Source organism: Chitinilyticum litopenaei DSM 21440, from assembly GCF_000428145.1.
Lineage (GTDB): Bacteria > Pseudomonadota > Gammaproteobacteria > Burkholderiales > Chitinibacteraceae > Chitinilyticum > Chitinilyticum litopenaei.
In genome coordinates this window covers 23,351-41,966 of sequence record NZ_ATZJ01000021.1, presented here as the reverse complement: position 1 = coordinate 41,966, position 18,616 = coordinate 23,351, and the positions used below count along the sequence as shown (strand labels likewise).

Sequence of the window (18,616 nt, the reverse complement as noted above, 5' to 3'; positions counted from 1 at the left end):
CGATGTTCCTAATTATCAGTTTCGGGGTTTCAGCGCCTGCGGCGCTTTTTTCCGTGCCTATTAATCCGGCCCTCAGAAGTTTGAACTTCCGGAGCGAGCTTGCTCGCGAAGCGTTGCCAATCGCGAGCAAGCTCGCTACGACTGAAAACATCAGAGGGCCGGATCAATAGTTGCCCGTCAGCGCGCTCTGGCCAGCCGGCGCGGGAAGTGGAACCACACCAGCCAGCAGGCGATGAACAGGCACCACGACGCGCTGTAATTGGCCACCCGCACCGTCACCTCGCGATCCGGCGCGAGCACTGCCCAGTACAGCGCGTAGCTGGTATCGACGCAGAAATTGCCGACCATGAAGGCCGCCAGCCAGCGTTCGCGCGCAGCGAGGCACCAGTCAAAGTAAGGCATCAGCAGATAGGTAAGGCCAGCCATCAGCAGGGAGACGCCATCATCCCAGTCATTGAGCTGATACCACTTCCCGCCGGCGATCAGCAGCGCCAGACCGGCCAGAAAGCTGCCTAGCCGCCACGGCTGCAGGTAGATGCGCCACAGCGCGCGCAGATCAGGCATGGGCGCCGCCATGCCGGGCATGCCGGCAATCAAGCACCGCCAGCAGCGGCGCGTGGTCGGACATGCTGCGCCAGGGCTGACCCAGCAGCACCTCGGCCGTCTCGATGGCGAAACCGCGCGTGTAGATGCGGTCGAGATTCAAGAGCGGCAATCTGGCCGGGAAACTCTTCGCCGGCCGGCCGTGCAATGTCTCGAAGGCCTCGTGCAGGCCCAGCTCGCGCTGCAGAATGGTCGATGCCTCGTGCTGCCAGTCGTTGAAATCGCCTGCCAGCACCAGCGGCGAATGCTGCGGCACTTCCTGGTGCACGCAGTCGATCACCATGTCGAGCTGGCGACGGCGGTCGCGCGCGCGCAGGTTCAGGTGCACGCACAGCGCATGCAGCGGCTTCTCCCAGCCGGCGACATCAACCACGCAATGCAGCAGCCCGCGCTGCTCGAAGCGATGCAGCGTCAGGTCATGGTTGTGCCAGCGGCGTATCGGAAAGCGCGACAGCAGTGCATTGCCGTGATGGCCCAGCTGATAGCTGGCATTGCGCCCGTAGGTCGAGGTCCAGACCTCGCCGGCGAGGAATTCGTGCTGGGGCAGCGCCGGCCAGTGCGAAAAGCGCCGCGCATGCCGGTGATGCTCGCCCTGCACTTCCTGCAAGAAAACCACATCAGGCGACAGGTGTGCCAGTGCCTCGCGCACATCGTGCAGCACCAGCCGCCGGTTGAGCGGCGACAGGCCCTTGTGGATGTTGTAGGAGGCGACGACCAGGCGCTGCGAAGCGGAACTGGCAGAAAGGACGGTATGCGGCATAGGGGCATTATATGAGGCGGAAGACGCCGCATCGCCGGCAGTTTTCACCTTACCGGCGAGCGGCACGGGCTGCGCATGGCGTCTCATGCGTCCTGCAATTCCTGCACAAAGGCCCGCACCGCATCGGCCAGCGCGCGCTCGGCGACGGTTTGCCGGCGCCAGTGATGCCAGTACAGCGGCACGGTGATTTCCGGCGCGGGCAGCCGCTGCAGGATGTCGGCCGCCAGCGCCGGCGCCGCCTGCGGCAGCGGAACAAGTCCATAAGCCAGCCCGGCGCGCACCGCGCCGAACAGCGCGGTCGAATCGGGGATCACATGACAGGGATAATCACCGTGCTGCAGACCGTGCCGCTCGCGCAGCCAGCGCCGGTGGATGCTGTCCTGCTGGCCGAACACCGCCGCCGGCGCATCGGCCAGTGCGGCGGCGTTCAGTTCGCTGGGCAGAAAGGCCACGACGAATTCCGGTGTCGCCACCAGCACATACTCGACACTGCCAAGGGGTATCACGCCACAGCCAGCGATTTCATTTGGCTGCGTACCTATACATCCGGAAACCTCGCCGAGACGCAACTGATCGAGCGTTTGCGCCTCATCCGCCACCACGCAATCGAGCAGGATGCGCCCGGCTTGCAGCACCGGCGCCAGCGCGGCGATCAGCCCCAGTGCGAGGCTGTCGGCGTTCACGCCGATGCGCAGCGTCAGCCAGTCGTCCAACACGCCATCCACGTCCTGCTGCAGCTCGGCTTCAAGCAGCCGCACCTGGCGCACATGCGCGAGCAGCTTCTGCCCGGCCCCGGTCGCGCGCACCGGCGTATCGCGCACCAGCAGCACGGTGCCGCTGCGCTCTTCGAGCTGGCGGATGCGCTGCGAGATGGCGGATTGCGTCAGATGCAGGCGCCGCGCCGCGCCCTCGAAACTGCCCGCCGTCACCACGGCATCGAGCGCTTCCAGCAGTTTGTAGTCGAGCATTAGGCGGCCTGCATCCCGATAAGAAAGCATCGTTTTACCACGGCCGGGCGCTCTGGTTGAATAGCTGCCAACCCAAAGTCAACGCAGAGATTCCGCCATGAAACCCGTCAACGGCCCGCAACTCGTTTCCATCGCCCAAGCCCACGGCACGCCGTGCTGGATTTACGACGCGGCCATCATCCGCGAGCGCATCAGCCAGCTGCGCCAGTTCGACGTCATCCGCTTCGCGCAGAAAGCCTGCTCGAACACCCACATCCTGCGTTTGATGCGCGCACAGGGCGTGAAGGTGGATTCCGTTTCGCTGGGCGAAATCGAGCGTGCGCTGGCGGCGGGCTTTACGGTTGGCGGCGTGCATAGCGATATTGTTTTCACCGCCGACCTGCTGGATCGCGCCACCCTGGCGCGCGTGGTCGAGCTGAAAGTGCCGGTGAACGCCGGCAGCCCGCAGATGCTGGAGCAGCTCGGACAAGCAAGCCCCGGCCATCCGGTATGGCTGCGCATCAACCCGGGTTTCGGCCACGGCCACAGCCAGAAAACCAATACCGGCGGCGAAACCAGCAAGCACGGCATCTGGCACGCGCAGCTGGCTGAAGCCTACGCGCTGATCGACCAGTACGGCCTGAATCTGGTGGGGCTGCACATGCATATCGGCTCGGGCGTCGATTACAGCCACTTGTCCGAAGTCTGCGACGCCATGGTCGCCCAGGTGAAGGCCAGCGGCCGCGACCTGCAGGCCATCTCCGCCGGCGGCGGCCTGTCGATTCCCTACAGGATCGGCGGCGAGCGCATCGATACCGCGCACTATTTCTCGCTGTGGGACAAGGCACGCAAGGAAGTCGAAGCGCATCTGGGCCATCCGGTCACGCTGGAAATCGAGCCGGGCCGCTTCCTCGTTGCCGAATCCGCCAAGCTGATTTCTGAAGTGCGCGCGAAAAAAGACGCCGGCAGCAATCACTTCGTGCTGTGCGACGCCGGTTTCAACGACCTGATGCGCCCGGCGATGTACGGCAGCCACCATGAAATCAGCGTACTGACGCCGGCAGGCGAAGTACGCAACACAGAGGTGCGCCCCACCGTGGTCGCCGGCCCGCTGTGCGAATCGGGCGACGTCTTCACCCAGGAAGAAGGCGGCACGGTGATCCCGCGCGAGCTGCCGGCAGCGGAGATCGGCGACTGGATGGTGTTCCACGACGCCGGCGCTTACGGCGCATCAATGTCGTCGAATTACAATACCCGCCCGCTGATCCCGGAAGTGCTGGTAGACGGCGCCGAAATCAGGCTGATCCGCCGCCGCCAGACCGTCGCCGAGCTGCTGGCGCTGGAAGGCATCTGACAAGCCGCAACCCCTGAGCAGCAAGCGTCAATCAGCGCGGTAACCCTGACAACTGTCGCGAAAACAAGCACATCCTCTTCGCTCGGATAAGCGCCAGCGCCGCAAGGCGCTGCGCTTTTTCGCCTGCGTCGGCTTGTTTTCGCGACAGTGGCCCTTGCAGGGGGAAGGAGCCAGCATCAGCGTGACACGAGCACATTTAGCCTGATTTCATGGCAAGGGGTAGTCCTGACGCTGGCTTGAACAACGTTTCCCTGCGAACAAACTCTTGCGGGTATATCTCTGTGACCAAGTTATTACAAAGGCTGCAGAAATATACAAGCAAATAATCATATACAAACCTGTGTAAAAACTGTCACACCACGCAAAGGAAAGACTTCGCAGGTGACACCGATTCCCGGCATGCTTTCGTTCGCTTGAATCAACACGACGGCCGGACTCCTCCGGCGGCACAGGGTGCAGCATGCTCGGTTTTGTCACTTTCTTTTGCTTCAGCTGGCTCGTCATCGCCTGCCTGCTCAAATTCAATCTCGCCTGGCAGGAACGCCAGAATGGCGCCGCCAGCTTTCCCACGGTGGCAGCGAGCAGTACACGGCAAACACTCTTCACCGCCCTGCTCGCCGTGGTGGGCATGGCGCTGCTGGCGCGCGGCAGCGTGTGGCTGTATGGCTGGTTGTGCTTCATGCTGCAAAAGGGCCAGTACATCGGCTTTTTCGAGAGCTTCCGCGAAATCTGGGTGCGCTGGGATGCCTGGCACTATCTGGGCATTGCCGACAATGGCTATGTGAACAGTGGGGACGAGCGCTTCCGCCTGGTTTTCTATCCGCTCTATCCGGCGCTGATCGCGCTGCTCAAGTTCACCGGCCTCAACGCCGTGCAGGCCGGTACGCTGCTCTCGCTGGCGGCCTTTGCCGGCGCCTGCGCCATGCTTTACCGCCTGGTGCTGCGCGAAACCAATGACACGCACACCGCCTGGCACAGCTGCGTGCTGCTGGCGTTTTTTCCGTTCTCCTTCTTCTACGGCATGGTGTACACGGAAAGCCTGTTTCTGTTGCTGACCATCAGCTGTTTCTGGTTCCTGCGCGGACAGCAATGGCTGGCGGCCGGACTGGTCGGCTTGTGCGCGGCGCTGACGCGCAACCAGGGGCTGCTGCTGCTGGTGCCCATCGGCGTGGACATCGCCCTGCACTGGCGCGCCGGCACGCTGCAGCGGCCGCGTCATGCGCTGGCGGCCGTGCTGCTGGTGCCCACCGGCATCCTGCTCTACCTCGGTCTCAACTATGCCGTCAGCGGCGACCCCTTGCGCTTTGTCGAATACCAGCAGCTCAACTGGCAGCAAAGCTTCGGCTGGTTGCCCAACAATCTGGCCGGAGCCGCCGAGCGCCTGCTCACCGGCGAGCAGAATCTGGGCCTGGGTACCTGGCTGCCGACGCTGCTGATGTTCTTTGCGGCGGTCATCGTGCTGGCCGCCGGCATGCGGGTGATGCCGCTGCCCTATCTGGCCTATGCGCTGGTCTACCTGCTGATCAGTTACTCGCCCACCTGGCTGATTTCCGGCCCGCGCTATCTGGGCGGCCTGTTTCCGCTAGCCATTGCGACCGCCCTGCTGTGCCGCAAGCACCGGCTGCTGCAATCGGCCACCGATGCGGCGATGGTGTTCGGCATCGCGCTGTTTGTGCCGCTGTTGCTGCGCAATGGCGTTTACTAGGCTGTCGCTGGCGTGACGCTGCTGGCAAGCTATGATGTAGGGTTGTCATCCATACCGGGCGCCCGTCATGAACCCACGCACCCTGCTCCGCCTGGACGCACAGACCCGCTTCGAGCAACCCTTTCACGCCCTCGGCTGCGACAACTGCCGCAATCTCACCGCACTGGGCTTTGAATTCACGATGGCGTTCCAGCCCATCATGAATCTCGATACCGGCCGGCCCTACGCCTACGAGGCACTGATCCGCGGCGCCAATGGCGAACCAGCGGGTGAAGTGCTTGCCAAGGTCAACGATGGCAACCGCTACCGCTTTGACCAGGCCTGCCGCGTCAAGGCCATCGAGCTGGCGGCAGGCCTGGGCCTGCCACAGCTGCCCGACTGCCGCTTGTCGATCAACTTCCTGCCCAATGCCGTCTATCGGCCGGAAACCTGCATCCGCGCCACGCTGGAAGCGGCGGAACGCCACCGCTTTCCGACCGACCGGCTGATGTTTGAAGTCACCGAGGGCGAACAGGTGCGCGACAGCCAGCACCTGATCGGCATATTCGAAGCCTATCGCCGACATGGCTTCATTACCGCCATCGACGATTTTGGCGCCGGCTATTCGGGCTTGAATCTGCTGGCGACCTTCCAGCCCGATGTGCTGAAGATCGACATGGAACTCACCCGCGGCATCGACCAAAGCCCCAGCCGGCAGGCCATTCTGGCTGGCGTGCTGCTGACCTGCGAACGGCTGGACATCACCGTGATCGCCGAAGGCGTGGAAACACAGGGCGAGCTGGCGACGTTGTCCAGCATGGGCGTCAGGCTGATTCAGGGCTACCTCTTCGCCCGCCCGGAAATCGAAGCGCTGCCGCTGGCCCGGCCATAAGTCACCCCGCTCTCGCCAGCACATACAGTGCAGAGGCGTAGAGAAAGCAGCAACGGCTGCGATTTTCTCTGCGCCTCTGCGCCTCTGCGTTGAGGTTTTTGGGGAATGAGGGGCGTTACAAGCCTTCCCCGCTGTCCGCCTCACGGGCGGTATCGGCGGCATCGGCGCTGACGGGGACAACCAGATTGCCCAGCTCGGCCAGCGGCGGCAACTCGCGCAGGCTGGCCAGCCCCAGATCCGCCAGGAAATCCTTCGTGGTGGCCAGCAGTTCCGGCCTGCCCGGCACTTCCTTGTGGCCGACGACGTCGATCCAGCCGCGCTCCTTCAGCGTCTGGATGATGGCGCTCGACACCGTCACGCCGCGAATTTCCTCGATCTCGCCACGCGTCACCGGCTGCTTGTAGGCAATGATGGCCAGCGTTTCCATCACCGCGCGCGAATAGCGCGGCGGCTTTTCCGGCTTGAGGCGCTCAAGATAGGGCTGCATGTCCAGCCGCGCGCGAAAGCGCCAGCCATTGGCCAGCCGCACCAGCTCGATGCCGCGTCCGTCCCAGTCGCGCTGCAGCTCTTCGAGCACGGCAACCAGCTCGGCGCCTTCGGGCGGCACGCCAAACAATTGCTTCAGCTGTGCGACCGACAGCGGCTCCTGGTTCACCAGCAGCGCGGCTTCGAGGACGTTTTTCAGATGACGACGGTCGATGTCGGACATGCGCGCAAACCTTTTTTGCCTAAGCGGTACGGAACATGAAAAAACATTTCATCACAGGGGTATTGCCACACAGCCTTTATTCATAAATGGCTTCAATCCAATAGATTGCCATGTATAAGAAAATTCCGGGCATTTTGCGAGCCTGTGCTCCGCAGCGTTATCAAACCCGGCTCGCATAGATTGGCGCGTAGCCGGCATATGGCGGATTCTCTGCGGCCAGCTCGCTGCGGCCCGCCTCGGCGTCAAAGCCGGCCTGGCTGACGCGGATCAGCTTTTCCTTCACCAGCTCCAGCAGGGCCGAGAAGGTGACCACCAGCATGGGCACGCCGCAGGCGTGGTCGAACAGCGTCACGAAATCGTGGTGGCGGCCGTCGTCGAGCACGCGCAGGATATGGCTCATCTGCTCGCGCACCGAGAGTTCCGAGGTTTCGATGGTGTGGTGGCGGCGGTTTTTCGCGCGCGTGAGGATGGTCAGCCAGGCGGCCTTCAGGTCGGCAGGCTTCACTTCCGGCAGCAGCTCGACCAGCTCGCGCTCGCGTTCGAAAAGGGCAAAGGCCCAGAGGAAATCGCGGCCGGCTTGCGGGATGCGGTCCAGCTCCAATGCGGCCAGCTTCATCTGCTCGTATTCCAGCAGGCGGCGCACCAGCTCGGCGCGCGGGTCATCGCCCTCCTGCTCGGTGCTGACTGGCGTTTTCGGCAGCAGCATGCGCGACTTGATTTCGATCAGCAGCGCCGCCATCAGCAGGTATTCGGCGGCGAGCTCCAGGCGTTCGGACTGCATCGCCTCGACGTACTGCATGTATTGCGCGGTGACGGCAGCCATCGGGATGTCGAGGATGTCAACATTCTGCTTGCGGATCAGGTACAGCAAGAGATCAAGCGGCCCCTCGAAACTCTCCAGCAGCACGCGCAGCGCATCGGGCGGGATGTAGAGATCGGCGGGCAAGGCCAGCACCGGCTCGCCAAACACATGGGCAAGCGGCGCGGCCTGTGCGCTCGCCTGCACTTCGGCGGGCGCCGCCAGCTCAGACATCGCCGGCCGGCTCCTGGCGTGCCTTGCGGTGGAAATGCGCGCGCGCTGGCGGTATTGCGTCGCTGCGGCGCAGCAGCAGCAAGAGTCCCAGCAGCATCAGCAGGGCCGGGAACTGCAGGTTGAAGCCCAGCCCGTAATACTGGCGCAGGAAGGTCAGCAAGGCGCCAGCCATCAGCATGGGTCCAAGCACGATGCTGGACTTGTTCACGCCGTCGATCGCCAGTACGGCAATGCCGGAAATGGCCAGACCGAAGATCACGATCCAGCTCACCTCGGGCATGATGTTCAGTTCATTGAGCAACCACCCCGCCCCAACGACGATCAGCAGGACAGGAAAGAAAGCACCGCGCATTGATTTCTCCTTGATGAAGTTATCGGGCATGGAACACTACGCCAAATCGGGGTCAGGCAGGCGCCGTTGTGGCAAGGGGCAAAATTCGAGCCGGTTTCCGCCGTTTTTGCAGCCTTTTGCGGTTTATCGCGCCATGCAAGCACTTATATCAGCCACTGCAGCGGCATGGCGGCAATGCCCAGCAGTGGTGACATGATGACGCCAAGCAGACCGGTGGCCAGCAAGGCCAGCAAAATCCAGAAGCCATAAGGCTCGATGCGCGACACCTGCTCCGCCTGCTTCCACGGCAGCAGCGACACCAGAATGCGCCCCCCGTCGAGCGGCGGCAAGGGCAGCAGATTCAGCACCATCAGGCTGAGGTTGATGGTGATGCCCGCCTTGGCCATCAGGAACAGCGGCTGCTGGAAATCGCTGCCTTCCATGCCCGTCGCGAGCTTGAGCAGGATCAGCCAGACAAAGGCCTGCGCATAATTCGACAGCGGGCCGGCGGCGGCGACCCAGCGCATGTCGCGCTTGGGGTTGCGCAGATTGCCGAAACGCACCGGCACCGGCTTGGCCCAGCCGAACAGGAAGCCGCCCAGCGCCAGCAGCACCAGCGGCAGGATGATGGTGCCCAGCGGGTCGATGTGCTTGAGCGGATTGAGCGTCAGCCGCCCTTCCGCATACGCCGTGTTGTCGCCGAAGTGCCGGGCGGCATACGCGTGCGCGGCCTCGTGAATCGTGATGGCGAACAGCACCGGAATGGCCCAGATGCAGGCCGTCTGGATGAAGGTAGTCAGGTCAAAACCGCCCATTGGCGAAAATCCTTGTGCGTGAATGCTTGATCAAGATGGGGCTGAACCGGGCTTCCGCCAATACATCGCACCCCATGACCCTGCAGTCTTTTACATGAAATGGCTGCAGGCCTATACCCTCAGAAAACAAGCTCAGGCGCCAAAGGGGGCGAGCGAACCCTTGCCTTCGCGCAGAATCACCGCGCCGTCGCCGGACAGATCGACGACCGTCGTGGGCTCGGTGCCGCAATACCCGCCTTCGATCACCAGTTCGACCTCGTGTTCCAGGCGTTCGCGAATTTCCCAGGCATCCGTCAGCGGCAGCTCTTCCTCGGGCAGCAAGAGGCTGGACGACAGGAGCGGCTCGCCGAGTTCCTCCAGCAGCGCCAGCGCCACCGGATGATCGGGAACGCGCAGGCCGATGGTCAGCTTTTTCGGGTGCGACACGCGGCGCGGCACTTCTTTGGTCGCCAGCAGGATGAAGGTGTAATTGCCCGGCGTGGTGGCCTTCAGCAGGCGATAGGTGGCGTTGTCCACCCGCGCGTAATTGCCCAGCTGCGACAGGTCGCGACAGGCCAGCGTGAAGTGGTGCTTGTCGTCGAGCTGGCGGATGCGGCGGATGCGATCGAGCGCGTCCTTGTTGTCCAGGCTGCAGCCCAGTGCATAGCAGGAATCGGTCGGATACACCACGATACCGCCCTTGCGGATGATGTCGGCGGCCTGCTTGATCAGCCGCGCTTGCGGGTTTTCGGGGTGGATGGAAAAAAACTGGGACATGGGTTTCCGTAATCAAAGTACCGTAGGAGCGAGCTTGCTCGCGAATCCCTACTGATTGCCAGCATCACTGATCGCGAGCAAGCTCGCTCCTACAAAAAAGCAGACATCAAAAGCATTCACTCAAAGCCAGCAGGCATCCCACAAGGGGTAATCGCCAAGCCGCTCAACAATACCGGCACGCAAGGGGTTGGCCACTACATAACGGGCCACGGACAAGACATCTTCTTCGGCCCGCAAGGCATGGTCATGAAAACCGGGCTGCCAGACTTTACCAGCACCGCGACGATGGCGATTGATCATGATTGCCGATCGGGATTTGACTGCCTGGATCACGGCCGACAGATTTTGCTGCTCAAGGCGGCAAAGCCAGTGCAGATGATCCGGCATGATGACAAACGCCAGTGTATCAACCTTGCTCATGCGTAGTTCATTCACCAGTAAGCGCCCAACCCGCCAATCGGAAAATAAGGGCGTGCGCTCGGCGGTAATGCTCGTCAGCAGGTAAATCTGACCATTCTGCGAGTAGCGTCCCTTGCGCAGATTGCAGGCATGAAATTCACCCATGATGCGTCCCGCCTCAGGAGCGAGCATGCTCGCGAAAGTAATGTTTGATTGAGCTCTTGTGCTTCAAAGTACCATGCCGTTCGCGAGCAAGCTCGCTCCTACAGCTGAGCCAGCCACCTTGTCCACACCGGCTCGCAATCCATCGGCAGATCGCCGTTCAGTCCCGGTTCGCGCGCGCCTTCGCCGGTGGCGTGGTAGTCGGTGCCGGCCGAGGCCAGGTAGCCGTATTCGACGGCGATGCGGCCAAAGCGCGCGGTTTCGCCGATATTGTGGCAGCCCGACAGCACCTCGATGGCCTCGCCGCCCATGCGCTTGAATTCCACCAGCAGCACGCGCAGCGTTTCATTGCCCAGTTCATAGCGCGCCGGGTGCGCGAGCACCGCGACGCCGCCGGCGCCGCGTATCCAGTCGACCGCGTCATGCAGGCGCGCCCATTCGTGATCAACGTAACCCGGCTTGCCGCGCACCAGATACTGCTTGAATACCGATTTCATGTCCTTGCAGCGGCCGATTTCCACCAGATAGCGCGCGAAATGCGCGCGGCTGATCATTTCCGGGTTGGCCGCGTAGGTCTGCGCGCCTTCGAGCACGCCGGCGATTTTCGCCTTCTTTTCCAGCTCGGCCGCCATGTGTTCGGCGCGCTGCCAGCGCCCGGCGCGCACCGATTCCAGCCCGGCGAGCAGTTCGGGATTGTTGCGGTCAAAGCCCAGGCCGACGATGTGCAGCGTGTGCTTGCCCCAGCTCACCGAAATCTCGACGCCGTTGATGAAGGGCATGCCAAGCTGGCGCGCTTCGTCTTCGGCGTCCGCCAGCCCGCGCGTGTCGTCGTGATCGGTCAGCGCAAACAGCTGGCAGCCGCGCGCATGCGCCATGCGCACGACCTCGCGCGGCGGCTTCATGCCGTCGGAAATCGTTGAGTGGCAATGCAGGTCGATGGGGGTCATGGCGTGCAAAACCTCAGCGCAGGGGCGCCAAGGCAGGGAGCAAGGCGCAGAAAACCGGGCAATGTCATGATTTTCTCTGCGCCTCTGCGTCTCTGCGTTGGGTGTTGCTGCGCCGATCAAACACCAGCTTCATCACCAGCACGGCGCCGGCGAGGATGAGTGTCAGGGTATTGGCCACAACCACAGGCAGTGCATTGGCCAGCAGCCCATACCCCAGCCAGAGCGCGACGCCGGTGACGAAAAGCAGATACATGCCCAGCGAAATGTCGCGCGCGCTGCGCGTCTTCCATACCTGCCAGACCTGCGGGGCGAAGGCGACGGTGGTGCAGGCGCCGGCGATCAGCCCCAGCGTTTCGATGGCTTGCGGACTCATGCGGGGAAGACTCCGGTCGAGAGGTAACGGTCGCCGCGGTCGCAAACGATGGAGACAATCACCGCGTCGCGCACTTCCTGCGCGAGTTCCACGGCCGAATGCAGCGCGCCGCCCGAGGAAATGCCGGCCAGGATGCCTTCTTCGCGCGCCAGCCGGCGCGTCATCTCTTCGGCCGCGCTCTGGCTGACTTCCATGATGCGGTCGATCAGCGAGAAATCGCAGATCGCCGGCACATACTCGGCAGGCCACTTGCGGATGCCGGGAATCGATGCGCCGTCGCAGGGCTGCACGCCGATCACCTGCACCGCCGGGTTCTGTTCCTTGAGAAAGCGCCGCGTGCCCATGATGGTGCCGGTGGTGCCCATGCTGGACACGAAATGGGTGATCTTGCCGGCGGTATCGCGCCAGATCTCCGGGCCGGTGGTTTCATAGTGCGCGAGCGGATTGTCGGGGTTGGCGAACTGGTCGAGCACCAGGCCTCGGCCTTCCTGCATCATCTGCCCGGCCAGATCGCGGGCGACCTCCATGCCATCCACCAGAATCACCTCGGCGCCATAGGCTTTCATCGTCTGCACGCGCTCGATGCTGGAATTCTTCGGCATGATCAGCACCATGCGGTAGCCCATCATCGCCGCAGCCATGGCCAGCGCGATGCCGGTGTTGCCCGAGGTGGCCTCGATCAGCGTGTCGCCGGGCTTGATGGTGCCGCGCTCTTGCGCGTGGCGGATCATCGACAGCGCGGGCCGGTCTTTCACCGAGCCGGCCGGGTTGTTGCCTTCAAGCTTGACCAGAATGATGTTGCTGGGGTGGCCGGCAATGCGTTTCAGTCGCACCAGCGGGGTATTGCCGACGAAGTCTTCAAGGTATTGGTACATGGAAAATGACAATGGGCGCTCCGGATGGAAGCGCCCATTATAGCGCGGCCGGCCGCTCGCCGGCCCGCCCGGATTACTTGGCCCAGATCGCCACGCTGGTGCGCATGATCACTTCGGCCTGGTCGCCCTTCGCGGCATTGCGCAGGGTGGCTTCGTTCTGCACCTTGATCGTCTGCAGCTCGCCGCTGAGGTTTTTCACCGTCACGGTTTGCGCCTGCTGATCAACGGCGACGATGTCGGAGCGGATGCGGCGCGTCATGACGCGGCCGGCGCCGTCGGCGGTGCGCTGATAGCCTTCACCGTCGATGATGGCGCGTACGCCACTGCCGCCCTTGATCAGCAGAATGGCCAGCGTGTCGCTCGCCTTCACCGTTACCTTGTCGCCCACGTTGAGGCTGTCCAGCCGGGTGATTTCCGCCGGCACGGCCAGCAGCGCCACTTCTTCGCCATTGGCGAATTTCAGTGTGACATTGCGATTGACCTTGTCGATTTCGGACACGGTGGTTTCCACGGAATCGCGCTCGCTCACGGCCAGCACGACTTCACCGCTCTGCGCTTCCGCCATGACAGTAGCCGGCGCCAGCGCGAAGCAAGCCCCCAGAATCATTGCCATCAGTGTTTTTTGCATTGCTCTCTCCTTTGCTGTCAGTGTGATGTTGTCATATGCCAGCGCATGATAGCGCCCCTCCCGGCGGCCAGGGCGGTTTTAATACCGAAGAATCCGGGAAAAGCTGCACTTGGCAGGTGGCATCTCGGCAGGCGGGGGCAAGGCGCACAGAGGCTGGCCGACAATACCGCCAACCCCATGGCGCCAGAGGCAATGCACACGCTTGGTTGCAGGCGAATACCCTGATCACTCCGCCAGTGTGGACAGCGCCCACAGCGTGGCGGCCATCTGCAGGCGGCCGAAGCTCTCCGCGTCCAGCCCGCAGGCGGCCAGCAGTTCGGGCGACAGATCGGCATTCATTTCCCCGGCTTCCGCCAGCGCCAGCCAGGGCGAGTAAGGCGTGGGTTGCCCGGCCAGGGTCTCCACGACCAGCGCCGGCGCGCACAACTCCTGCAGCAGCAGACGGCGCGGTACGCGCAGCAGGTAATCAAGCAGCGAGAAAAGGCCGGTGAGGAAGAGCTCTTCGCATTGCGCGGGAGTGAAATGACTTGCGGCAGCGGTTTCCATCAGCCGCGCGCGCGTCAGCGCGGCTTCAAGCAGGGTGTCGTCCAGTGGTGAATGACTGCCGCCCACGAACAGTAGGAGCGAGAGCCAGCGATACACGCGCTGCTGGCCCAGCACGACCAGCGCCTGCTCGAGGCTGCTCACCGTCTGCGACAGGCCCAGCGCGGCCGAATTCACATAGCGCAGCAGGCGTACGCTCAGCACCGGATCGCTTTTCAGCTCATGCGCCACCTCGGCAAATTCGGCGCCACGGCGCACCATCTGCAGCACGCGATTGAGCTTGATGAACTCCGCCGGCAACTGCACCTGCAGTGCATCCGGGTTGGTGAATACGCGTCCGCTCAGGTAATCCACCCCGAGCTGGCGGCAGACTTCGGCGGCTTCGCGGCTATCCAGCCCGTGCATCCAGAGGGCGATGCCGGGTTTCAGTTGCCGGCCGTATTCGATGTGCTGGCTGAGCACGGCCAGATCGGGCGAAGACACGGCCAGCGCCAGCAGCTGCATGGGCTCGAGCAGGGCCGGCGGCAGCGCCTGCGCGTCACGCGCTTCCACACCGCAGACGATGCCCTGGCGCGCCAGCTCGGCCAGCATGCCCCGGCAGGTGGCCAGCTCCTGTTGCGGCTGGCCATGCAGGATGAGCTGCAGCTGGCCGGCGCCGGCCAGCCCCTGTGCCAGCAGCAGCGGCAGCCCTTCCCAGTCCAGCTCCAGCCAGATGGCGTGGCGAATGGGCTGCCCGGAAAAGACGCGCCCCAGTTCATGCAGCAGGATTTCGGCATCGCGCTGGCCATGGCTGCGCGTGTCGTTGGCATGCGGCAGCTGGCGCAGGGAGATGGCGTAGGCCACCGTTTTCCAGTGACGGTCGTAAACGGGGTAGCGGCGCAGCAAACCGGCGGCGGCCTGCGATTCGGCCAGCGCGGCAGCCGACACGCTGAGCGTGGAAGGGGCTGGCGACGTCGTTTCCTCTTGCCCGCCAAACAGTTTGCGCAACCAGCCCATTGCCCGGCCCTGAATCATGAAGAATGCTTCAGCCTAGCAGCTGATTGCGAAAATGCGGTTTCCCGCCCGCACAGGCAGAAACGACACAGCCCGGCATCGCCGGGCTGTGTCGTTTTGCGCTATAGCTCGATCAGGCTGCAGCTTGCTTGGCGCCGGCCAGGAAGAGCCAGGTTTCAATCACCGTATCCGGATTGAGCGAAATGGTTTCAATGCCCTCTTCCACCAGCCACTGCGCAAAATCCGGATGATCCGACGGGCCCTGGCCGCAAATGCCGACATACTTGTTCAGCTTGCGCGCGGCCTTGATCGACATCGACAGCATCGCCTTCACGGCGTCGTTGCGCTCGTCAAAGCTGGTCGACACCGGGCCGCCGGAGTCGCGGTCAATCCCCAGCGTCAGCTGCGTCATGTCGTTCGAGCCAATCGAGAAGCCGTCGAAATGTTCGAGGAAGCGCTCGGCCAGCACGGCGTTGGCCGGAATTTCGCACATCATGATCACGCGCAGGCCGTTCTCGCCACGCTTCAGGCCATTGCGCTCCAGCAGCTCGATCACGCATTCGGCTTCCGACAGCGTGCGCACGAAGGGAATCATCACCTCCACATTGGTGAGACCCATCTCGTCGCGCACCTTCTTCACCGCGCGGCACTCCAGCTCGAAGCAGTCGCGGAAGCTCTTGTCGACATAACGCGCCGCACCACGGAAGCCGATCATCGGGTTTTCTTCGTGCGGCTCGTATTGCGGGCCACCGATCAGGTTGGCGTATTCGTTCGACTTGAAGTCGGACAGGCGCACGATGACCTTCTTCGGCCAGAAAGCGGCCGCCAGCGTCGAAATACCCTCGGCCAGCTTGTCGACATAGAAATCGATGGCCGAGCGGTAGCCAGCGATGCGGCTTTCAATCTGGCCCTTGAGCTCGGGCGCCACATTCGGGTAATCGAGCAGCGCTTTCGGGTGCACGCCGATCATGCGGTTGATGATGAACTCCAGCCGCGCCAGGCCGACACCTTCATTGGGCAGCTGGCAGAATTCGAACGCCAGCTCCGGATTGCCGACGTTCATCATCAGCTTCACCGGCGGCGTCGGCATGGTGGCCAGCGCCACGTCCATCTTCTCGAATTTCAGCAGGCCCGCGTAGATATTGCCGGTATCGCCCTCGGAACACGACACGGTGACCTCGTCACCATCACGCAGCACGCGCGTCGCGTCGCCGCAGCCGACCACGGCCGGCACGCCCAGCTCGCGCGCGATGATCGCGGCGTGGCAGGTGCGCCCGCCACGGTTGGTGACGATCGCCGCTGCACGCTTCATCACCGGCTCCCAGTCCGGATCAGTCATGTCGGAGACCAGCACATCACCGGGCTGCACGCGATCCATCTCGGACACATCACGGATGATGCGCACCTTGCCCTGGCCGATTTTCTGGCCGATGGCGCGGCCTTCGCACAGCACTTCGCCCTTTTCCAGCAGGCGGAACTTGCTGAGCTTGTCGCTGGCGGCTTCCTGCGATTTCACGGTTTCCGGCCGCGCCTGCAGGATATACAGCTTGCCGTCGATGCCGTCCCGGCCCCATTCGATGTCCATCGGACGCTCGTAGTGTTCTTCGATGGTCAGCGCGTAGCGGGCGAGTTCTTCCACTTCGGCATCGGAGATCGAGAACTGCATGCGATCGGCCTGCGGCACCTCGATGGTCTTTACCGACTTGCCGGCGACGGCTTCGCGGTCGAATTCCATTTTCAGCGCCTTGCCGCCGAGATGGCGGCGCACGATGGCCGGACGACCGGCGCGCAGTGTCGGTTTGTGCACATAGAATTCGTCCGGATTGACGGCGCCCTGCACCACGGTTTCACCCAGACCATACGAGGCGGTGACGAACACCACCTGGTCGAAGCCGGTTTCGGTATCGATCGAGAACATCACGCCGGCGGCCCCACAGTCCGAGCGCACCATGCGCTGAATGCCGGCCGACAGGGCGACGAGCTTGTGATCAAAACCCTTGTGCACGCGGTAGGCAATCGCGCGGTCGTTGTAGAGCGAAGCAAACACGTGCTTGATGGCATCCAGTACGTTCTGGTAGCCGACGATATTGAGGAAGGTTTCCTGCTGGCCGGCAAAGGATGCATCCGGCAGGTCTTCGGCGGTGGCCGACGAACGCACGGCAACGGTCACTTCGCCGTTCCCGAAGGCTGCGTAGTGCTCGGCAATTTCCTGCTCCAGCTGCGCCGGGAATGGCGTGGCAACAATCCAGTCGCGGATCTGGCGGCCAACGCGCGCCAGCTCTTTCACGTCATCGACATCCAGGCCGGCCAGCGCCGCATCGATGCGATCGGCCAGCCCTTCGTGGGCCAGAAACACGCGATACGCCTGCGCCGTGGTGGCAAAGCCGCCCGGTACGCGCACGCCCTTGGCGGTCAGTTGCGAAATCATTTCCCCGAGCGAGGCATTCTTGCCCCCCACGGTTTCCACGTCGTGCATGCGCAATTGCGCGAAATCGATCACATAGCGTTCGGTCATCTTCAGGGGCCTCATCGTCGGACTGTTTTTTATGATGCTGCAGCGCAATAACGCCTTCAATTCTAGGCGAACGGCATTTTGCGCCAAGTAGGGTCAATGCCTTACCCGCCAGCCGGCCGCGCACTGCAGCAGAAAAGCCAGCGCCAGGTCTTTGCCCGGTTGCCAGCCATGCAATCGATTCTGCGGCAGCGACTACTATCAATGTGGTGCGTAGTGTAAATAATCGTCATAAATCGCAACGCCTGCCGCCGGCCTTCAGACAAGGCCCCGGTGATCGCGCACAATGCAGGCATCCTGTTCCAGCTCAACCGGGAGTCGCCCCCATGCGCAGAAGCGTGTTTTTCATTTCGGACCGGACCGGCATCACCTCGGAAATGCTTGGGCACTCGCTGCTCTCGCAGTTCGAGGATGTCGAATTTCACCGCCTGACCATGCCCTTTGTCGATACGCCGGAAAAAGCCGACAACGTCGCGCTGGAAATCCGCAAGCATGCGGTCATCGACGGTTGCCGGCCGCTGGTGTTCAGCACAATCTGCAACCCGGAGCTGCGCAAGCGCATTCATGTGGCCGATGCGCAGATCATCGATTTTCTGGAAATGTTCATCGGCCCGCTGGAAGACGAACTGGGGGTGAAGTCCTCGCACACCGTGGGCAAGACGCATGCCATCACCAATTACGAGGAATACAAGAACCGCATCGACGCGGTGAATTTCGCCATCAACCATGACGACGGCCTCCTGCCCCGCGATCTGGCCGAGGCCGACCTGATCCTGGTTGGCGTCTCGCGCTGCGGCAAGACACCGACCTGTCTCTACATGGCGCTGCAGTTCGGCATCAAGGCCGCCAATTACCCGCTGACACCGGAAGACTTTGGCAACCACACCCTGCCGCGCTTGCTGCTGCCCTATCGCAGCAAGCTCTTTGGCCTGACCATCGACCCGGAACGCCTTGCGCAGATCCGCACCGAGCGCAAGCCCGACAGCAAGTATTGCTCGCTGGAAAGCTGCCGTTTCGAGGTGGCCGAAGCCGAGGCCCTGCTGCGCCATGTCGGCGTGCCCTATCTGAACACCACACGCATGTCGATCGAAGAACTGGCCGCTACCATCATGCACCGCACGGGCACCGTGCGACGCACCTACTGAACACCAGACACCCAACGCCCACCATCGAACGCCAATCAGTTCAGCGGTCAGCACACAAAACGATCAACGCTGAGACGCAGAAAAGACACAAAGCTTCTGCACGGTTTTCTCTGCATCTCAGCGTTGGGTTTTGGCTGCGCTTTTGGCCTGGTTTT

19 protein-coding genes are annotated in these 18,616 nt (G+C 62.9%); 4 read left to right on the top strand and 15 right to left on the bottom strand.

Features of this window, described 5'->3' with window-relative positions:
- Window positions 1-177: 177 nt before the first annotated feature.
- The 3 genes from C515_RS0109870 to C515_RS0109860 all read right to left on the bottom strand — a co-directional run bounded on the left by C515_RS0109870 (window position 178) and on the right by C515_RS0109860 (window position 2,331).
- Window positions 178-564, bottom strand: coding sequence for a hypothetical protein (locus tag C515_RS0109870; RefSeq protein ID WP_144290419.1), 387 nt, complete (start codon window positions 562-564; stop codon window positions 178-180).
- A complete protein-coding gene (locus C515_RS20500; RefSeq protein WP_051304827.1) occupies window positions 557-1,363 on the bottom strand; it encodes an endonuclease/exonuclease/phosphatase family protein in 807 nt (268 codons plus the stop codon). Before C515_RS20500 ends, C515_RS0109870 begins: the two co-directional genes overlap by 8 nt.
- 83 nt (window positions 1,364-1,446) lie before the next feature.
- Entirely contained in the window at window positions 1,447-2,331 is an 885-nt protein-coding gene (locus C515_RS0109860; protein ID WP_028455398.1) for an ArgP/LysG family DNA-binding transcriptional regulator, read from the bottom strand.
- Between the two features lie 97 nt (window positions 2,332-2,428).
- Here C515_RS0109860 and lysA point away from each other — a divergent pair, with 97 nt between their 5' ends.
- From lysA to C515_RS0109845, 3 genes are all read left to right on the top strand, one after another.
- Window positions 2,429-3,664, top strand: coding sequence for a diaminopimelate decarboxylase (gene lysA, locus C515_RS0109855; RefSeq protein WP_028455397.1), 1,236 nt, complete (start codon window positions 2,429-2,431; stop codon window positions 3,662-3,664).
- A 460-nt stretch (window positions 3,665-4,124) separates the two neighbouring features.
- The gene (locus C515_RS0109850; protein ID WP_028455396.1) at window positions 4,125-5,369 is read left to right on the top strand and encodes a mannosyltransferase family protein; all 1,245 of its coding nucleotides are present in this window, start codon (window positions 4,125-4,127) and stop codon (window positions 5,367-5,369) included.
- 67 nt (window positions 5,370-5,436) lie between these two features.
- A complete protein-coding gene (locus tag C515_RS0109845; protein WP_043648992.1) occupies window positions 5,437-6,240 on the top strand; it encodes an EAL domain-containing protein in 804 nt (267 codons plus the stop codon).
- A 115-nt stretch (window positions 6,241-6,355) separates the two neighbouring features.
- On the opposite strand, the gene scpB is transcribed toward C515_RS0109845, so the two are convergent.
- From scpB to ppsA, 12 genes are all read right to left on the bottom strand, one after another.
- Window positions 6,356-6,949 (bottom strand): SMC-Scp complex subunit ScpB, encoded by a 594-nt coding sequence (gene scpB, locus C515_RS20495; RefSeq protein ID WP_043648989.1) that lies wholly within the window; start codon window positions 6,947-6,949, stop codon window positions 6,356-6,358.
- 160 nt (window positions 6,950-7,109) lie between these two features.
- Window positions 7,110-7,982, bottom strand: a complete 873-nt coding sequence (locus C515_RS20490; RefSeq protein WP_081686875.1) for a segregation and condensation protein A — start codon at window positions 7,980-7,982, stop codon at window positions 7,110-7,112.
- Window positions 7,975-8,334 (bottom strand): hypothetical protein, encoded by a 360-nt coding sequence (locus C515_RS0109830; protein ID WP_043648986.1) that lies wholly within the window; start codon window positions 8,332-8,334, stop codon window positions 7,975-7,977. The genes C515_RS20490 and C515_RS0109830 overlap by 8 nt, the downstream gene beginning before the upstream one ends.
- Before the next feature lie 143 nt (window positions 8,335-8,477).
- Entirely contained in the window at window positions 8,478-9,128 is a 651-nt protein-coding gene (locus tag C515_RS0109825) for a site-2 protease family protein (protein ID WP_043648983.1), read from the bottom strand.
- Between the two features lie 132 nt (window positions 9,129-9,260).
- Window positions 9,261-9,884 (bottom strand): L-threonylcarbamoyladenylate synthase, encoded by a 624-nt coding sequence (locus C515_RS0109820; protein ID WP_028455392.1) that lies wholly within the window; start codon window positions 9,882-9,884, stop codon window positions 9,261-9,263.
- Window positions 9,885-10,004: 120 nt separating this feature from the next.
- Window positions 10,005-10,448, bottom strand: a complete 444-nt coding sequence (locus C515_RS0109815) for an REP-associated tyrosine transposase (protein WP_028455391.1) — start codon at window positions 10,446-10,448, stop codon at window positions 10,005-10,007.
- A 98-nt stretch (window positions 10,449-10,546) separates the two neighbouring features.
- Complete coding sequence (locus tag C515_RS0109810; RefSeq protein ID WP_028455390.1) at window positions 10,547-11,392, bottom strand: 3',5'-nucleoside bisphosphate phosphatase; 846 nt, start codon at window positions 11,390-11,392, stop codon at window positions 10,547-10,549.
- Window positions 11,393-11,456: 64 nt separating this feature from the next.
- The gene (locus tag C515_RS0109805) at window positions 11,457-11,765 is read right to left on the bottom strand and encodes a SemiSWEET transporter (protein WP_028455389.1); all 309 of its coding nucleotides are present in this window, start codon (window positions 11,763-11,765) and stop codon (window positions 11,457-11,459) included.
- Window positions 11,762-12,640: a cysteine synthase CysM gene (gene cysM, locus C515_RS0109800; protein WP_028455388.1), complete on the bottom strand. Its 879-nt coding sequence runs from the start codon at window positions 12,638-12,640 to the stop codon at window positions 11,762-11,764. The genes C515_RS0109805 and cysM overlap by 4 nt, the downstream gene beginning before the upstream one ends.
- A gap of 73 nt (window positions 12,641-12,713) precedes the next feature.
- Complete coding sequence (locus tag C515_RS0109795) at window positions 12,714-13,268, bottom strand: hypothetical protein (protein WP_028455387.1); 555 nt, start codon at window positions 13,266-13,268, stop codon at window positions 12,714-12,716.
- Window positions 13,269-13,493: 225 nt separating this feature from the next.
- The gene (locus C515_RS22535; protein ID WP_051304825.1) at window positions 13,494-14,807 is read right to left on the bottom strand and encodes an EAL and HDOD domain-containing protein; all 1,314 of its coding nucleotides are present in this window, start codon (window positions 14,805-14,807) and stop codon (window positions 13,494-13,496) included.
- Window positions 14,808-14,937: 130 nt separating this feature from the next.
- Window positions 14,938-17,319 carry a phosphoenolpyruvate synthase gene (gene ppsA, locus C515_RS0109785; protein WP_028455386.1) on the bottom strand — a complete coding sequence of 794 codons (2,382 nt, stop codon included), beginning with the start codon at window positions 17,317-17,319 and terminating at the stop codon, window positions 14,938-14,940.
- A gap of 323 nt (window positions 17,320-17,642) precedes the next feature.
- On the opposite strand from ppsA, the gene ppsR reads away from it, so the two are divergent.
- Window positions 17,643-18,461, top strand: coding sequence for a posphoenolpyruvate synthetase regulatory kinase/phosphorylase PpsR (gene ppsR / locus C515_RS0109780; RefSeq protein ID WP_028455385.1), 819 nt, complete (start codon window positions 17,643-17,645; stop codon window positions 18,459-18,461).
- Window positions 18,462-18,616 lie beyond the last annotated feature (155 nt).

Excerpts from the sequence above, each read along its gene's own strand:
- C515_RS0109850 (WP_028455396.1), top strand. The coding sequence starts at position 4,125 with ATGCTCGGTTTTGTCACTTTCTTTTGCTTCAGCTGGCTCGTCATCGCC.
- C515_RS0109825 (WP_043648983.1), bottom strand. The coding sequence starts at position 9,128 with ATGGGCGGTTTTGACCTGACTACCTTCATCCAGACGGCCTGCATCTGG.
- cysM (WP_028455388.1), bottom strand. The coding sequence starts at position 12,640 with ATGTACCAATACCTTGAAGACTTCGTCGGCAATACCCCGCTGGTGCGA.
- C515_RS0109810 (WP_028455390.1), bottom strand. The coding sequence starts at position 11,392 with ATGACCCCCATCGACCTGCATTGCCACTCAACGATTTCCGACGGCATG.
- C515_RS0109830 (WP_043648986.1), bottom strand. The coding sequence starts at position 8,334 with ATGCGCGGTGCTTTCTTTCCTGTCCTGCTGATCGTCGTTGGGGCGGGG.
- lysA (WP_028455397.1), top strand. The coding sequence starts at position 2,429 with ATGAAACCCGTCAACGGCCCGCAACTCGTTTCCATCGCCCAAGCCCAC.
- C515_RS0109805 (WP_028455389.1), bottom strand. The coding sequence starts at position 11,765 with ATGAGTCCGCAAGCCATCGAAACGCTGGGGCTGATCGCCGGCGCCTGC.
- C515_RS0109870 (WP_144290419.1), bottom strand. The coding sequence starts at position 564 with ATGCCTGATCTGCGCGCGCTGTGGCGCATCTACCTGCAGCCGTGGCGG.
- ppsR (WP_028455385.1), top strand. The coding sequence starts at position 17,643 with ATGCGCAGAAGCGTGTTTTTCATTTCGGACCGGACCGGCATCACCTCG.
- C515_RS0109820 (WP_028455392.1), bottom strand. The coding sequence starts at position 9,884 with ATGTCCCAGTTTTTTTCCATCCACCCCGAAAACCCGCAAGCGCGGCTG.
- C515_RS0109860 (WP_028455398.1), bottom strand. The coding sequence starts at position 2,331 with ATGCTCGACTACAAACTGCTGGAAGCGCTCGATGCCGTGGTGACGGCG.
- scpB (WP_043648989.1), bottom strand. The coding sequence starts at position 6,949 with ATGTCCGACATCGACCGTCGTCATCTGAAAAACGTCCTCGAAGCCGCG.
- ppsA (WP_028455386.1), bottom strand. The coding sequence starts at position 17,319 with ATGACCGAACGCTATGTGATCGATTTCGCGCAATTGCGCATGCACGAC.
- C515_RS20490 (WP_081686875.1), bottom strand. The coding sequence starts at position 7,982 with ATGTCTGAGCTGGCGGCGCCCGCCGAAGTGCAGGCGAGCGCACAGGCC.
- C515_RS22535 (WP_051304825.1), bottom strand. The coding sequence starts at position 14,807 with ATGGGCTGGTTGCGCAAACTGTTTGGCGGGCAAGAGGAAACGACGTCG.
- C515_RS0109795 (WP_028455387.1), bottom strand. The coding sequence starts at position 13,268 with ATGCAAAAAACACTGATGGCAATGATTCTGGGGGCTTGCTTCGCGCTG.
- C515_RS0109845 (WP_043648992.1), top strand. The coding sequence starts at position 5,437 with ATGAACCCACGCACCCTGCTCCGCCTGGACGCACAGACCCGCTTCGAG.
- C515_RS20500 (WP_051304827.1), bottom strand. The coding sequence starts at position 1,363 with ATGCCGCATACCGTCCTTTCTGCCAGTTCCGCTTCGCAGCGCCTGGTC.
- C515_RS0109815 (WP_028455391.1), bottom strand. The coding sequence starts at position 10,448 with ATGGGTGAATTTCATGCCTGCAATCTGCGCAAGGGACGCTACTCGCAG.